At 59.4% G+C, this 15,775-nt stretch carries 14 protein-coding genes; 4 read left to right on the top strand and 10 right to left on the bottom strand.

Going from position 1 to position 15,775, the window contains the following annotated elements:
- Positions 1-11 precede the first annotated feature (11 nt).
- The gene (locus ACM3N8_RS08955; protein ID WP_416015992.1) at positions 12-932 is read right to left on the bottom strand and encodes an AAA family ATPase; all 921 of its coding nucleotides are present in this window, start codon (positions 930-932) and stop codon (positions 12-14) included.
- Between the two features lie 224 nt (positions 933-1,156).
- On the opposite strand from ACM3N8_RS08955, the gene ampC reads away from it, so the two are divergent.
- Positions 1,157-2,305 (top strand): FOX/MOX family class C beta-lactamase, encoded by a 1,149-nt coding sequence (gene ampC, locus ACM3N8_RS08960; protein ID WP_416015993.1) that lies wholly within the window; start codon positions 1,157-1,159, stop codon positions 2,303-2,305.
- Between the two features lie 97 nt (positions 2,306-2,402).
- Here the strand turns inward: ampC and ACM3N8_RS08965 are convergent, their stop codons facing one another.
- On the bottom strand, positions 2,403-2,804 hold the full coding sequence (locus ACM3N8_RS08965; protein ID WP_098983053.1) for a DUF6232 family protein: 402 nt from the start codon (positions 2,802-2,804) through the stop codon (positions 2,403-2,405).
- 745 nt (positions 2,805-3,549) lie between these two features.
- Between ACM3N8_RS08965 and dtpB the strand changes: the two genes are divergently transcribed.
- Positions 3,550-5,052 carry a dipeptide/tripeptide permease DtpB gene (gene dtpB / locus ACM3N8_RS08970; RefSeq protein ID WP_043135594.1) on the top strand — a complete coding sequence of 501 codons (1,503 nt, stop codon included), beginning with the start codon at positions 3,550-3,552 and terminating at the stop codon, positions 5,050-5,052.
- Between the two features lie 48 nt (positions 5,053-5,100).
- Here dtpB and ruvX read toward each other — a convergent pair whose 3' ends face one another.
- Positions 5,101-5,523, bottom strand: a complete 423-nt coding sequence (ruvX, locus tag ACM3N8_RS08975) for a Holliday junction resolvase RuvX (protein ID WP_042867427.1) — start codon at positions 5,521-5,523, stop codon at positions 5,101-5,103.
- A 46-nt stretch (positions 5,524-5,569) separates the two neighbouring features.
- Positions 5,570-6,124, bottom strand: a complete 555-nt coding sequence (locus tag ACM3N8_RS08980; RefSeq protein WP_042037546.1) for a YqgE/AlgH family protein — start codon at positions 6,122-6,124, stop codon at positions 5,570-5,572.
- A gap of 118 nt (positions 6,125-6,242) precedes the next feature.
- Here ACM3N8_RS08980 and ACM3N8_RS08985 point away from each other — a divergent pair, with 118 nt between their 5' ends.
- A complete protein-coding gene (locus ACM3N8_RS08985; RefSeq protein ID WP_103471026.1) occupies positions 6,243-7,868 on the top strand; it encodes a methyl-accepting chemotaxis protein in 1,626 nt (541 codons plus the stop codon).
- A gap of 87 nt (positions 7,869-7,955) precedes the next feature.
- Here ACM3N8_RS08985 and gshB read toward each other — a convergent pair whose 3' ends face one another.
- From gshB to metK, 5 genes are all read right to left on the bottom strand, one after another.
- The gene (gene gshB, locus ACM3N8_RS08990) at positions 7,956-8,909 is read right to left on the bottom strand and encodes a glutathione synthase (protein ID WP_416015994.1); all 954 of its coding nucleotides are present in this window, start codon (positions 8,907-8,909) and stop codon (positions 7,956-7,958) included.
- Positions 8,910-8,960: 51 nt separating this feature from the next.
- On the bottom strand, positions 8,961-9,692 hold the full coding sequence (rsmE, locus tag ACM3N8_RS08995) for a 16S rRNA (uracil(1498)-N(3))-methyltransferase (RefSeq protein ID WP_043135587.1): 732 nt from the start codon (positions 9,690-9,692) through the stop codon (positions 8,961-8,963).
- Positions 9,693-9,817: 125 nt separating this feature from the next.
- Positions 9,818-10,501 (bottom strand): endonuclease, encoded by a 684-nt coding sequence (locus tag ACM3N8_RS09000; protein WP_416015995.1) that lies wholly within the window; start codon positions 10,499-10,501, stop codon positions 9,818-9,820.
- Positions 10,502-10,573: 72 nt separating this feature from the next.
- Positions 10,574-11,101, bottom strand: coding sequence for a SprT family zinc-dependent metalloprotease (locus tag ACM3N8_RS09005; RefSeq protein WP_416015996.1), 528 nt, complete (start codon positions 11,099-11,101; stop codon positions 10,574-10,576).
- A gap of 68 nt (positions 11,102-11,169) precedes the next feature.
- Positions 11,170-12,321 (bottom strand): methionine adenosyltransferase, encoded by a 1,152-nt coding sequence (gene metK / locus ACM3N8_RS09010; protein WP_043135581.1) that lies wholly within the window; start codon positions 12,319-12,321, stop codon positions 11,170-11,172.
- 342 nt (positions 12,322-12,663) lie between these two features.
- Here metK and tkt point away from each other — a divergent pair, with 342 nt between their 5' ends.
- Positions 12,664-14,655, top strand: coding sequence for a transketolase (gene tkt / locus ACM3N8_RS09015; RefSeq protein WP_416015997.1), 1,992 nt, complete (start codon positions 12,664-12,666; stop codon positions 14,653-14,655).
- A gap of 129 nt (positions 14,656-14,784) precedes the next feature.
- Here tkt and ACM3N8_RS09020 read toward each other — a convergent pair whose 3' ends face one another.
- Positions 14,785-15,771 carry a DUF4062 domain-containing protein gene (locus ACM3N8_RS09020; protein ID WP_416015998.1) on the bottom strand — a complete coding sequence of 329 codons (987 nt, stop codon included), beginning with the start codon at positions 15,769-15,771 and terminating at the stop codon, positions 14,785-14,787.
- Between the last annotated feature and the right edge of the window lie 4 nt (positions 15,772-15,775).

A 15,775-nucleotide genomic window follows, 5' to 3' on the forward strand; every position in this document is an offset into this window, starting at 1 on the left:
GGAGCGTCTCATCAAGGATTGTCCGGATCGACCCTGGCCAGCAGGCGCTGGCTCAGGGGGCAGGCCTCGCCGCGCTGCACGCCGAAGCTGCCCCTGAGCCTGTGCTCGGCCACATAAGGGAAGACGGCCTGCACATCTTCCACAGTGACGAAACGGCGCCCCGCCACCAGCGCCCAGGCTCGGCTCACCGCCAGCAGGGTCTGGGCCGCCCTGGGGGAGAGGGGCTGGGGCAGCTCGGCATCGAAACGGCTCTGTTGCACCAGCGCCAGCAGGTAGTCGAGGGTGGCATCGGAGGCATGGATGGCATCCCCTTCGGCCTGCAGGGCAGCAAGCTCGGTGGCATGCAACTGCGGGGTCAGGGGTTGGCTCTGGCGATGGCCACGCAGCAGCTGACGCTCCGCTTCCCGTGGTGGAAAGCCAAGCGACAGCCGCACGGCGAAGCGGTCGAGCTGGGATTCCGGCAGTGGATAGGTGCCCGCCTGATCCGCCGGATTCTGGGTGGCGATGACGAAGAAAGGAGAGGGGAGCGGGTGGGTGTGGCCCTCTATGCTCACCTTGCCCTCGGCCATGGCCTCCAGCAGGGCGCTCTGCACCTTGGGGCTGGCGCGGTTGATCTCGTCCGCCAGCAGCACCTGGGTAAAGACGGGGCCGGGGTGAAAGCGAAATTGCTGCTGGTGGGGGTCAAAGATCTGCAACCCCAGCAGGTCGGCCGGCAGCAGATCGGCGGTGAACTGTACCCGTCGACAGTCCAGCCCCAGCACCTGCGCCAGCCCGTGGGCCAGGGTGGTCTTGCCCATGCCGGGCAGATCCTCGATCAGCAGGTGACCACGGGCCAGCAGGGTCACCAGGGCTATCTTGAGTTGCAGCGGCTTGCCCAGGATCACCTGCTCCAGTGCCGCCAGCAGTCGTGCTATGTGCTCTTGTCCCTTCACCCGCGCCTCCCTTGTCTCCTTTCGCCCCTACAGCTTATACGTCAGCGGCGGGAGAAGGCGGGCAACTCCGGGATAAACCCTTGAGAGGGGTCATGTTTGGGGGCGACTTCACACAGACTTCACCCAGGCGCACAGTGGACACATGCTGGCCGGTTATGCTGGCCTCACACCTTGACCGCGCCTGCCACCATGCCGGCGCCTTTATCCATCGCGAGACTCATCCAATGAAACAAAACACTGCCGTGTCACTGCTTGCACTGAGTGCCCTGCTGCTCTCCCCCCTGTCCCACGGCGAGGGGGCGGATCCCCTTACGACCGTGGTCGACGGCGCCATCCAGCCTCTGCTCAAGCAGCACAGGATCCCGGGCATGGCGGTCGCCGTGCTCAAGGATGGCAAGGCGCACTACTTCAACTACGGGGTGGCGGATCGGGAGAGCGGTGCTCGCGTCAGCGAGCAGACCCTGTTCGAGATTGGCTCGGTCAGCAAAACACTGACCGCGACCCTTGGCGCCTATGCCTCGGTCAAGGGTGGTTTTCAGCTGGAGGACAAGGCGAGCCAGCATGCGCCCTGGCTCAAAGGCTCCGCCTTTGATGGCATCACAATGGCTGAGCTCGCCACCTACAGCGCGGGTGGCCTGCCGCTGCAGTTCCCCGACGAGGTGGATTCGAGCGACAAGATGCAGGCGTATTACCGGCATTGGGCACCGGCCTATCCGGCGGGCAGCCATCGCCAATATTCCAACCCCAGCATAGGCCTGTTCGGCCACCTGGCGGCGAGCAGCCTGGGCCAGCCGTTTGAGCAACTGATGAGCCAGACCCTGCTGCCCAGGCTGGGTCTGCACCACACCTATATTCAGGTCCCCGACGCGGCCATGGCGAACTATGCCTATGGCTATTCGAAGGAAGACAAGCCCATCAGGGTCAATCCGGGTGTGCTGGCGGCAGAGGCCTATGGCATCAAGACCGGCTCGGCGGATCTGCTGAGATTTGTCGAGGCCAACATCGGCTATCAGGGGGATGAGGCGGTCAAGAGCGCGATCGCGCTGACCCACACAGGTTTCTACTCTGTGGGGGACATGACCCAGGGACTGGGCTGGGAGAGTTACGCCTATCCCGTCACCGAGCAGACATTGCTGGCGGGCAACTCCTCGGCGGTGATTTACAATGCCAACCCGGTCAAACCCGTTGCCGCGTCCCAAGAGACGGGGTTGGCGCGACTCTACAACAAGACGGGCTCGACCAACGGCTTTGGCGCCTATGTGGCGTTCGTGCCCGCCAAGGGAATCGGCATCGTCATGCTGGCCAACCGCAACTATCCCAACGAGGCCAGGGTCAAGGCGGCCCACGCCATCCTGAGCCAGCTGGCGTTGTGATCAGCCGTATCCATCTGTCTGTCGGCCAAGGGGGCGGTGGATAAATGTCGTGAAATACGCCGGGGCTGCCCCGGCGTATTCGTGTCAGGCGCCCGGACTATTGCATCAGCCGACGGGTGAGAATATCCGCCTGTTGCCGGAACAGGGCGAAGTCTTGCTGGTGGCGGCTTCTGGCCACAGTGACCCATTGAATGCCGGTCTCATCCCCATGTCGCACCTCGATGAGCAATTCATATCTGGCGTATTGCAGCAGTGCAAACAGCATGCCCGCAATAAACAGCAGGGGGGCCAATATGGTCGTCACCTCGGGCGCTGTATTGAACAGGGGCAGCAGCCAGACGGCGAAGGAGAATATCAGGCCTATGCCGGCCGCCCGCAGCAGCTGTTTGGTCAGGCTGGATTGTCTGGCCTTGATATTCACTATTTTGGCGAGCGGATATTGCTCCCGCTTGATCCTGAGTCGATCTCCGCCGATATCAAAATCCGATGACTGATACATGTTTCACTCCCACAGCGCCCGACATCATGCGGGCGGCCCATTGGAATTGATATACCCGGGGGCGTCAACGGACCAGATTGGTTAATACTCGCGGGTGCGTATCAGTATTTGTCAGTACCTGGGTCATGACGGGTCTGTTGCCCCTCTCTTCATGTCAGTGATGGTGGTTGCCGCCACCCTGTTCGCCATACCACCTGCTCGCTTGCCAGGCATGTCAGGGTCGAAAATTCACGCCCCATATGGCGCTGTTTGCGCTACAAAAAGTAATCCGGTTTCATTAGAAAATGTCATTAATTGGTTATCTTCTAGTGTGATCAACCATTAAGTTCGTTAGATGCTAGTGATATAGCATGCCAATCCTTGAACGTGTGGTTTTAACCTTGTCTGGTTGGTTGCGAAGTGCGGCCTTGCCTGCTGGCCGAGCCGGTGAGCGGGGTACCAAGCACCATCACATCAGAATAGGGAACCTGATCCGGGGGAGAGGAGGCACGGGTGAGATCAGGCAATGCTGTCTGCGCGAGGCCGCGCTATTTAGCCATTTGCCAAGTGAACTCAGTGTCCGCCTCCGATATTTAAACAGGCACCCTGATACAGGCCAAATAAGCATGACTGCGGGTAGATGAATATTCATCTCGTCAAACCTGGCTGTCGCCCCATATGACATATCAGGCGCAGGACTGCGCATCAATGCGTGGATCCTGCCGCTTTGACATGAATAAAAGAACATACACACAGGTAGGTTAGTATGCATCCATCCGCCCCGACCGGGTTGTTACAGCAACCCAAACCGTTTTTCATGATCTTCTTCGTCGAACTCTGGGAACGCTTTGGCTATTACGGCGTACAAGGCATTCTGGCGGTTTTCTTTGTCCAACAACTGGGTTTTTCACAGGAGCAGTCATTTATTACCTTCGGCGCCTTCTCGGCGCTGGTATATGGACTGATCTCGGTCGGCGGCTATGTGGGTGACCATATTCTGGGCACCAAGCGCACCATGGTATTGGGGGCCATAGTGCTGGTCATCGGCTATTTCATGACCGGCATGTCGATCTACAATCCCGACCTCATCTTCTATGCCCTGGGCACCATTGCCGTGGGCAACTGCCTGTTCAAGGCCAACCCGGCCAGCCTGCTCGCCAAGTGCTATGGGCCAAGGGATCCCCGTCTGGACGGGGCCTTCACCCTGTTCTACATGTCGATCAACATTGGCTCCCTGATATCCCTCTCGCTGGCCCCGGTCATTGCCGATCATTACGGCTATACGGTGACCTACAACCTGTGCGGGGTCGGCCTCATCATAGCGCTGCTGACCTTCTTTGCCTGCCGCAACATGGTCAGGGACATAGGCTCGGAGCCGGATCATCTGCCGCTCGACTACGGCAAGCTGCTGCTGGTCTTGCTGGGGGCGGTGGCGCTGGTCTTCTTCTGCGCCTGGCTGATGCACCACGTGGTGATCGCCAACATGGTGTTGATGACGGTGACCCTGGTTGTGGTGATCTTCTTCTTCCGCGAGGCGTTCAAGCTGGATCGCATCCACCGCAACAAGATGTACGTGGCCTTCGTGCTGATGCTGGAGGCCGTGGTGTTCTACGTGCTCTATGCCCAGATGCCGACCTCGCTTAATTTCTTCGCCATCAACAACATGCATCACGAGATGCTGGGCTTTACCGTCAATCCGATCAGCTTTCAGGCCCTGAACCCCTTCTGGGTGGTGGTGGGCAGCCCCGTGCTGGCCATGATCTATACCCGCATGGGCAGCCAGGGGCGGGATCTGACCATGCCGCTCAAGTTTACCCTGGGCATGTTCTTCTGCTCCCTTGGCTTCCTGACCGCGGCGGCGGCGGGCATCTGGTTTGCCGATGCCGGCGGGCTGACCTCGCCCTGGTTCATGGTGCTTATCTATCTGTTCCAGAGCCTGGGCGAGCTGATGATCAGCGCCCTGGGGCTGGCCATGGTGGCGGCGCTGGTGCCGCAGCGGTTGATGGGCTTCATCCTGGGAATGTGGTTCCTGACCCAGGCGATGGCATCCCTGCTGGGGGGCTATGTGGCGACCTTTACCGCAGTGCCGCAAGGGGTGACGGATCCACTGCTGACGCTGCCGATCTATACGGATGTGTTTGGCAAGATAGGACTGGCGACGCTGCTGGTGGCCGTGGTGATGGCGCTGATGGTGCCCTGGCTCAACCGCATGATGAATGCCGGCCCGGCGGATGAAGAGGATGTGCTTCCGCAACAGGCCAAGGCCTGACGCAGGTGATGAGGGGGAGGCAGGCGTTCGCTGCCTCCCCCTTGCCGGTCAACCGTACTGCTCTTCCATCCAGGCTTCGACGATAAGCTGGGCTGAGACCCCGTCCACGCTGCCCTTGTCGAGCGCCTTGTAGCCACCCCGTTCAAACAGGCGGGCGCGGGCATCCGTGGTGGTGAGCCGCTCGTCCTTGAACTCCACCTGCTTGCCGAAGCGGCCGTGCAGACGGTTGCCGAACTTGCGGGCCCGTACCGTGATCTCCTGCTCTGTGCCATCCATGTTCAGCGGCAGGCCGACCACCAGCAGGTCCGGCTGCCACTCCTTGAGCAGCTTCTCGACATCGTCCCAGTTGGGGACGCCGTCGTTGGCCTTGATGGCGCGCAGGGGCTGGGCCGTGCCGGTGAGCTCCTGGCCGATGGCGACCCCTATGCTCTTGGTGCCGTAGTCAAAGCCCATGATACTGCGTGATGACATTGAATTGTTTCCTCAAAACGCATCGCAAAATGCGTGGCAAACGGCATCAGCTGTGGCCGATGTCGCTGGATAGATGAATGGGATTGACCCCTATGCTGGCGGCTGCTTGCTGCCAGCGCTGATGGATCGGGGTCTTGAAGACCAGATCCGGGTTGGGCGGTATCACCAGCCAGGCGCCGTCCACCAGCTCCTGTTCCAGTTGACCCGCACTCCAGCCGGCGTAGCCGAGCGCCACCAGCCAGTGATCCGGGGCCTGCTCTGTGCCCAGGGTTTCCAGTATATCCTTGGAAGTGGTGACCATGAGTTCATCCCCCACCTGCAGGGTTGAGTTGAACCCAGGGCGGAAGCTGTGCAGCACGAAACCGCGATCGGCGTGTACCGGCCCCCCTTGCAGCACGGGCTGCTTGAGGTCCGGGCTGGCCGGGGGGGCGAGCTTGAGCTGGGTCAGCATGGCGTCCAGCGACATGTCCACCGGTATGTTGACCACCAGCCCCATGGCACCCTCCTCGTTGTGTTCGCACAGGTAGACCAGCGAACGCTCGAAATAGGGATCGGAGAGGCTCGGCATGGCGAGCAGGAAATGATTTTGCAGTGTTTGCATATGGGCCAAATATTGCAAAGGTATTTGGGTCAATTATGGCAGCTCACTGTGTCGGGCAAAACCGCTTTTTATCGCTTGCGGTCCTGTCCAGCGACATGGTCAGGATGGAGAGAACGCCATGGAAGGTATTTCGATCAGACAGAAGTTGATCCTGGGGTGTGTGGTTCCCCTGCTGACGCTCCTGCTGCTGGTGATAGGGGCGACCCAGGCCATGTCCCAGTTGATGGCGGGCATGAATGCCATGTATCAGGGGGAGGTCGTCCAGCTCAAGGAGCTCAAGCAGATTGCCGATCTCTACGCGGTCAAGGTGATAGACGCCGCCAACAAGGCCAATGTGGGGGGCTTTGACCCCGCCAAGTCGCGCGCGGACATGAGCGCAGCCCAGCAGGAGATCAACCGGATCTGGCGAGAGTATCGCGGTCAGGAGATGAGCCAGGCCGAGCAGCGGGAGGCCGACAAGATGCAGGCGCTGTTCGCGGCGGCGGATCGGGAAATTGAGTCCGTGATGCAGATACTGGCAAGCATGCAAGGTGACAACCAGGGCCAGCTGGCCGCTCATATCATGCCGCTCTATCGGGTGATCGACCCGGTCAGTGACGGGGTCAGCGCCCTGGTGGAATACCAGTTGCAGGAGGCAGAGAAGAACATGGCCGAGCTCAATGAGCTCAGGGTGCAGTTGATCCGGCTGTTCATCCTGCTGTTTGTGGTGGGTGGCGCCTGTATCCTGTTCTTCGGCGTGTGGGCGGGGCGCAGCGTCAGCCAGCCGTTGGCGGCCATGGGCGGGATCTTGCGCGGCATGCAGACGGATCTCGACCTGAGCAAGCTGGCGCCCGTGCTGCGCAAGGACGAGATGGGCGGGCTGGCCCACTCCCTCAACGAGGTGATCTGTCATTTTCGTGACCTCATCACCCAGATCAACGGCATGGCGGAGCAGCTCGCCAAAGAGTCGGCTCACCTGGCCCATATCGGCACCCAGAGCCGGGGCCGTTTCGCCCAGCAACAGGCGGAGACGGATCAGACAGCGACCGCCATGAACCAGATGAGCGCCACAGTGGCCGAGGTGGCGAACAGCTCCAACGCCGCCGCGGATGCGGCGCACCATGCTGACGAGAGCGCCCGTCACGGTCACCACATAGTCGAAGATGCCATCTTGCGCATGTCCGGTCTCTCCGCCCAGATCCAGAACACGGCCGCCATGATCACCCAGCTGGCGGATGACAGCCGCAATATCAGCAGCGTGATGGATGCCATCCGTGGCATTGCCGAGCAGACCAATCTGCTGGCGCTCAATGCGGCGATCGAGGCGGCGCGGGCCGGCGATCAGGGCCGTGGTTTTGCGGTGGTGGCCGACGAGGTGCGTACCCTGGCCCAGCGCACGCAGCGTTCGACCGAAGAGATTGGCAAGACCATAGTCAAGCTGCAGCAGGGGGCCACCCAGGCGGCTTCCAGCATGGAGCTGGGACTGAGTCAGGTGGAAGAGTCCAATCGTACCGTGCTGGCCTGCGGTCAGGCACTCGGCGAGATAGTGAGCTCGGTCAACGTGATCAACGAGATGAACACCCAGATCGCCACGGCGGCGGAGGAGCAGAGCAAGGTGGCGGAGGACATCAGCCGCAACGTGGTCAATATCGCCCACATTGCCACCGAGTCGACGGCGGCGGCCTCCGAGCTGAATCAGAGCTGCCACGAGCTGGAGCAGCTCTCCAGCGACCTCAAGGTGAAGGTGGGGCAGTTCCGTTGCTGAGGGGCGTGCCCGGCGTTCTGGCGGGAGAAACAACAGAGGCGGCCACTGGGCCGCCTCTGTTGTTATTGCCGCTTAGCTTCGGGCCACTCAGGCTTTCGCCAGCCGACGCTCGATGGCATCCATCAGCATGCCGGTGATATGTACCGGGAAGGCGGCCTCGATCTCGCGGATGCAGGTCGGGCTGGTGACGTTAATCTCGGTCAGCCGATCGCCTATGATGTCGAGGCCGACGAAGATGAGGCCCTTGGCCTTGAGGGTCGGGCCGACCGCGCGGGCGATGGCCCAGTCAGCTTCGCTCAAGGGGCGCGCCTCGCCACGGCCACCGGCCGCCAGGTTGCCACGAGTCTCCCCCTTCGCCGGAATGCGGGCCAGGCAGTAGGGAACAGGTTCGCCGTCCACCACCAGCACCCGCTTGTCGCCATCCTTGATGGCGGGCAGATAGGTCTGGGCCATGCAGTACTGGCTACCGTGCTCGGTCAGCGTCTCTATGATGACCCCCACGTTGGCGTCATCTTCCTTCATGCGAAAGATGGAGGCGCCGCCCATGCCGTCCAAGGGCTTCAAGATCACGTCCTTGTGCTGGGCGTGGAAGGCGCGCAGCTTGTCAGAGCGACGGGTCACCAGCGTGGTCGGGGTGTGCTCGGCAAACCAGGCGGTGTAGAGCTTCTCGTTGGCGTCGCGCAGGCTCTGCGGCTTGTTGACGATGAGGCAGCCCTCATCCTCGGCCCGCTCCAGCATGTAGGTGGCATAGATGAACTCGGTGTCGAACGGCGGATCCTTGCGCATCAGGATCACATCCAGGGTGGAGAGGGGCTGATCCACCACCTCGCCCAGGCTGAACCAGTCGGCGTAGTCATATTTGACCGTCAGCGGGCGCATGGTGCCAAAGGCGCGGCCCGCCTCCATGTAAAGATCCGACATCTCCAGATAGAAGAGCTCATAGCCGCGCTTTTGCGCCTCTTCGAGCATGGCGAAGCTGGAGTCCTTCTTGATATTGATGGCCGAGATGGGGTCCATCACTATGCCGAGTTTAATGGTCATCCGAATGTCCTTCTGGTAGCTCGATTGCGTTTGAGATTGTCAGAACCCGTTTCAGGCCAGATCGCCGAAGCGGCACTGCAGCGCTGTTATTGCGGTCAGGGCGGCGGTTTCGGTGCGCAGCACCCGCGGACCCAGCAACATCTCCTTGAAACCTTCCTGCACGGTACGGGCGATCTCGTCGCCGGACAAGCCCCCTTCCGGACCTATCAGCAGGCGCACCCCGTGCTCCGGCACCGGCAGTGTGCTGATGCTGTACTCGGCGCGCGGATGCAGGTTGAGCTTGAGCTCTTTGGTCTCTTCCGCGAGCCAGGCGTCCAGCTCCATGGGCATCCGAACTTCGGGTACCAGGTTGCGGCCGCACTGTTCGCAGGCGCTGATCACCACCTTCTGCCACTGCTCGCGCTTCTTCTCCAGCCTGTCCGCCGGCAGCTTGACGCCGCAGCGCTCGGAGAAGAGCGGGGTGATGCAGGTGACGCCCAGCTCGACGGATTTCTGGATGGTGAAGTCCATCTTGTCACCCCGGCTGATCACCTGGCCCAGATGGATGGCGAAGGGGGACTCCACAGATTGAGCCTCGCAGCCGTCTATGGTCACCTCCACCGACTTCTTGCCGACCAGGGCTATGGTGGCGGCATATTGATTGCCGTCGCCATTGAACAGCTCCAGCTGCTGGCCCGGCTGCATGCGCAGCACCCGGCCTATGTGGTTAGCGCCGTCTTCCGACAGGGCTAGGGTCTGGCCAACCTGCAGGGCGGCCGCTTCATAGATACGTGGAATGCGCATGGCTAAGTGTCAGTCTCTTGCTTGGAAACGCGTCAATGTCTTGCTGCGAGGCCGGGTTCACGGCGCACTCGACTAGTGACGCGTCTCGTTATAGGAGGGGTGTGATCCCTCCCTGTCAAATGGGGTTATTGGCACTGCTTTTCAATGAAGGGATTGGTGTTGCCCTGCAACTTGCCGATGCGGCGATTGCGTTCGCACTCCCAGCCATCGGCCGGGTACTGCCTGTCCCAAGCTTCGAACAGTTTACGCTGTTGCGCCGCCAGACGCAGCCCATACTGCTGGCTCATGTAGAGGTAGGCGCGGGCGATCTGGCCCCGTACCAGCCCCTTGGGCGGCTGTACCTGACGCACCTTGAAATCCACCAGCATCTGGCACTGACCGTACTGATCCGGGGTGCCGTTCCAGTCGGAGAAGCGGTAGTTGGCGCGATCCCCGTTCACCTCGCCGATGGCGGGGAAGAGGTTGTGCATGTCCCCCTCCATCTGGTTGAACTCGTCGCTCTTGCCGCAGTTCTTGCGACCCCCCTGCTGCCAGCACTGCAGCTGATGGCCGAATTCCCAGGCCGGCACCACGTGTTCCCACTCGATGCGGTTGGCGCGCTTGGCCTGCTTGCGCGGTTCATAGCCGCAGCTGGCCAGATCCGGGCTCATTTTCTTGCCCTGATACTCAATCTTGCAGCCGCAGTAGAAGGTGACGGGGTGATCCTGATAGAGGCGGTTCAGATCCTGCTTGGCGGCGCGAAAGGTCTGGGCATGCAGGGGCAGGCTGACCAACAGGGCCAGGGTGAACGAAAACAGGGGACGAAACATGAAGATCCTTGGCAATGAAGTGGTTGGATGAAGAGAGGGGCACCCTAGCACAGGGTTGCGACACGGGTTGGCTTACTGCGCAGGCACCTGCCGTTCCCGTTCCAGCGGCTGCTTGCAGCGGCGGCAGTGGTAGCGGGCCTCGCCGCGCACCACCTTGTTGTGGCGGCGCACCGACAGCTGATGCTGCTGGCAGTGACAGCGATAGGGCACAGTGCGCTGGGCCAGCACAGTCAGATCGAAGCTGTGGGTGGTTCTGGGCTCAAGGCCGAACAGCTCGCGCATCATCGACTGCCACTGCTGGCCGTGGGGCAGCACCCGTGCCTTGCCGCGCCCTTGGCCCCAGAGCGCATAGACCAGCAGATGGGCCACCTCGTGGGGCACCACCTCGTCCAGAAACGCCTGCTGGTTGGCCTGATAGAGGGCCGGGTTGAAGCGCAGCTCCCAGGTCTGCAGCCGCGCCGAGCCCGCCGCCCGGCCCCGCATGTTGCAGTGGATGCGCGGGCGGGCAAAGGTGCGGCCGAGGCGCGCCTCGGCCTGCACGAAACAGGCCTCGACCCGCTGATGCAGCAGTTGTTCGAGTTGAGCTGGGGTGGCAGACATGGGATTTCCGTCGGTCGGCAGACAAGCAAAAGGGGAGCCAGGCTCCCCTTTTATCACAACTGAGTGGCTTAGAGGCCAGCGGCTGAGCGCAGCAGCTCGGCCTTGTCGGTCTGCTCCCACGGGAACTCTTCGCGACCGAAGTGACCGTAGGCAGCGGTAGCCTGGTAGATGGGGCGTTTCAGATCCAGCATCTGGATCAGGCCGTACGGGCGCAGTTCGAAGTGCTCGCGTACCAGCTTGACCAGCAGATCCTCGGCCACCTTGGCGGTACCGAAGGTCTCGACGCTGATGGAGGTCGGCTCGGCCACGCCGATGGCGTAGGAGATCTGGATCTCGCAGCGATCAGCCAGACCGGCGGCGACTATGTTCTTGGCCACGTAGCGGGCGGCGTAGGCGGCGGAGCGGTCAACCTTGGACGGGTCTTTGCCGGAGAAGGCGCCACCACCGTGACGGGCCATGCCGCCGTAGGTGTCGACGATGATCTTGCGACCGGTCAGACCGCAGTCACCCATGGGGCCGCCGATGACGAAACGACCGGTCGGGTTGATGAAGTATTTGGTGTCCTTGGTGATCCACTCGGCCGGCAGCACCGGCTTGATGATCTCTTCTCGCACCGCTTCCACCAGATCCTTGTGGCTGATGGACTCGCTGTGCTGGGTAGAGAGCACAACTGCATCCACACCCAGGATCTTGCCCGCGTCGTCGTAGGCGAAGGTCAGCTGGCTCTTGGCATCCGGACGCAGCCACGGCAGGGTGCCGTTCTTGCGCACTTCGGCCTGACGCTTCACCAGCAGGTGAGAATAGGTGATGGGGGCGGGCATCAGCACGTCGGTTTCGTTGGTGGCGTAGCCGAACATCAGGCCCTGGTCACCGGCGCCCTGCTCCAGCGGATCGCTGCGGTCAACACCCTGGTTGATGTCAGGGGACTGCTTGCCGATGGCGTTCAGCACGGCGCAGGAGTCGGCGTCGAAGCCCATGTCGGAGTGGGTGTAACCGATGTCACGCACTGTGTTGCGCACTATCTCTTCGATATCAACCCAGGCAGAGGTGGTTACTTCACCGGCCACCATGACCATTCCGGTCTTGACCAGGGTCTCACAGGCAACACGGGCCTTGGTATCTTGCTTGAGGATGGCGTCCAGTACCGCATCGGAGATCTGGTCCGCAATCTTGTCGGGATGGCCTTCGGAGACCGACTCGGAAGTAAACAGCTTTGCCATGATGGGATTCTCAGCTTGTCTGGGGTTATCGCCACAGCAATAACCGGGTGATGATAGGATGATTGTAGAGGTATCTACATCTGGACGTCCATTTTAGTTAGCGCCCCCCTCGATTGCCAGCACTATTTTGGTTTTGCCGCGCGCCGGCCGAACAAGATACGTGCTTTACCCCATTTGGGGTGCAAGCCGTTTACAACTCAATCGTTTGCCCCGGCCAGAAAAGCGATTGAGCTCCCAAAGCCACTTTATTCGCCCAGATAATATTTGCACCGCACGCGCCCTGCTGGGACAATAACGCGCCTTAATCTTGGCCATCAAATGAAGCAATCGCAGGAGATACAGATGCCTTCTCGTAAAGAGCTTGCCAATGCCATTCGCGCATTGAGTATGGATGCCGTTCAAAAAGCCAACTCCGGTCACCCGGGCGCCCCCATGGGAATGGCAGATATCGCCGAAGTGTTGTGGCGCAGCCACCTCAAGCATAACCCGAACAACCCCAAGTGGGCCGACCGCGACCGTTTCATTCTGTCTAACGGCCACGGCTCCATGCTGCTGTACTCCCTGCTGCACCTCTCCGGTTATGACCTCTCCATCGACGACCTGAAAAACTTCCGCCAACTGCACTCTCGTACCCCGGGTCACCCCGAGTACGGCTATGCGCCGGGCGTGGAAACCACCACGGGTCCGCTGGGTCAGGGCATCACCAATGCCGTGGGCATGGCGATCGCCGAGAAGGCCATGGCCGAGCAGTTCAACCAGCCGGGTCACGACATCGTTGACCACTACACCTACGCCTTCATGGGCGACGGCTGCCTGATGGAAGGTATCTCCCACGAGGCTTGCTCCCTGGCAGGTACCCTGCAACTGGGCAAACTGATTGCATTCTGGGATGACAACGGCATCTCCATCGACGGCCACGTTGAAGGCTGGTTCACCGACGACACCGTCAAGCGTTTCGAAGCGTACGGCTGGCACGTGATTGCCGCCGTTGACGGTCACAGCCCGGAAGCCATCAATGCCGCCATCGAAGCCGCCAAGGCCGAGACCGGCAAGCCGACCCTGATCTGCTGCCGCACCATCATAGGTTACGGTTCACCGAACAAGTCCGGCTCCCATGATTGCCACGGCTCACCGCTCGGCAATGACGAGATCGCCGCCGCCCGTGCCTTCCTGAAGTGGGACCACGCGCCCTTCGTCATCCCGTCCGACATCGCCGCCGAGTGGAATGGTCAGGAGAAGGGCACCAAGCTGGAAGCCGACTGGGCTGCCAAGTTTGCCGCCTATGAAGCCGCTCACCCGGCGCTGGCTGCCGAGTTCAAGCGTCGTACCGCAGGCGAGCTGCCAGCCAACTGGGCAAGCGACTCCGCCAAGATCATCGAAACCCTGCAAGCCAACCCGGCCAAGATCGCGACCCGCAAAGCGTCCCAGAACTCTCTGGAAGCCTTCGGCAAGCTGCTGCCCGAGTTCATGGGCGGTTCCGCCGACCTGGCCCCGTCCAACCTGACCATGTGGTCCGGCTCCAAGTCCCTGACCAACGACGATGCGTCCGGCAACTACATCCACTACGGTGTACGCGAGTTCGGCATGTCCGCCATCATGAACGGTATCGCCCTGCACGGTGGTTTCATCCCCTACGGCGCCACCTTCATGATGTTCATGGAGTACGCCCGCAACGCCCTGCGCATGGCCGCCCTGATGAAGCAGCGCGTCATCTTCGTTTACACCCACGACTCCATCGGTCTGGGTGAAGATGGCCCGACTCACCAGCCGGTTGAGCAGATCGCCTCTCTGCGTCTGACCCCGAACATGAGCACCTGGCGCCCGTGTGACCAGGTTGAATCCGCGATCGCCTGGAAGCACGCCATCGAGCGTACCGACGGTCCGACTTCCCTGATCTTCTCCCGCCAGAACCTGGCCCAGATGGACCGTACCAGCCAGCAACTGGCCGATACCGCCAAGGGTGGCTACGTGCTGAAGGATTGCGCCGGCAAGCCTGAGCTGATCCTGATCGCCACAGGTTCCGAAGTGGAGCTGGCCGTGGCCGCCTTTGAGCAGCTGACTGCCAAGGGCCGTGCCGTGCGCGTGGTCTCCCTGCCTTGTACCGATGTGTTCGACGCCCAGTCTGCCGAATACAAAGAGTCCGTCCTGCCGTCTTCCGTCACCAAGCGCGTGGCCATCGAAGCGGGCATCGCCGACTACTGGTACAAGTACGTGGGCTTTGGCGGCAAGATCATCGGCATGACCACCTTCGGTGAGTCTGCACCGGCCGAGCTGCTGTTCAAGGAATTCGGCTTTACCGTGGAAAACGTGGTTGCGACCGCAGAGTCCCTGTAACAGCCCCTGTCATTCCTGAACATTGGGCCAACCTGGCCCAATAGCCGGAACGATAAAACGCCCTCCATCGCAAGATGGGGGGCGTTTTTATTGGAGTTATTTTAAGCAACTATTGATGTTTGAGAATTGTCATATGGAATCCCAATCTAAAATTAAATGTGGTTTTCCTAAAATATCTCTTAATGTATTTAATCTATTAATTATGTCATCGTTATTTTGCCAAAATGACTTAATCACCTGGACATCTAATTCATCTGAGAGACGTGCAATATGAAAAATGGTTTCGGATATTGTGTCGTGACTTTCATAAGCGGACTTAGTATCGTTATATGAAACATTGTACTTATCTACTAATGAGCTAAACAACTTATCGCTCATTAATTTAAACTTTAGTTTCTCATTTTCTATCGTATGATGCTCTTTCTCAATTATTTCATCAGCAGTATCGCCAGCAACACGTTGAATAATGCTTTCTAAATATCGCTGCAATGAACTATTAATACTACTTAACTCTGATACTTGATTTGACAAAGAGGTGAGTTGTTGATTCTGATGTTTTTTCTCTAATAGGGAACGAAAGTAACCAGACCATTGATTTTTTAGCCAACTTTCAATTTCTTGAGGCTGTTCAAATTGGAATAAAGGATTGTTTCTTCCTTTGCTTAAAATATCATCTAGAAAATTGAAAATATTTACAGAATCAACATGTGCATATGTTACTGTATCATTACCTCTATTTTTCTTGAACGTTTCATATTCTAGCATAACAGCTTTTTCAACCAGAATATATGTTGGTATGTTGTGTGCTGATGCGGTTTCAAACTCTTTTCTCGTTACACTTTCATATCGTTGATAGAACTCGTTGTTATTGTTTTTAGTGTCCGTTTCACTTGTTGCGGAACCATATCTTCCACCAACTATTAGAACTAGAATATTTGATGAAACAGTATCTTGATAGCAAGATTCGTCCAAAGAAAGTGAGGGGTCATAAGCTATTTTACCTTTTTCTGATAAAGTTGCATCGTATCCCATTTTTGTGATGAAGCTAGCGACATATGAACGAACATGTTTTAAGTCATAATATGTTGAACTAATGAAAACTCTTAAATTAGCCATTGGC

It is taken from the genome of Aeromonas sp. A04 (assembly GCF_047780465.1).
In the GTDB taxonomy this organism is placed as follows: Bacteria; Pseudomonadota; Gammaproteobacteria; order Enterobacterales; family Aeromonadaceae; genus Aeromonas; species Aeromonas bestiarum.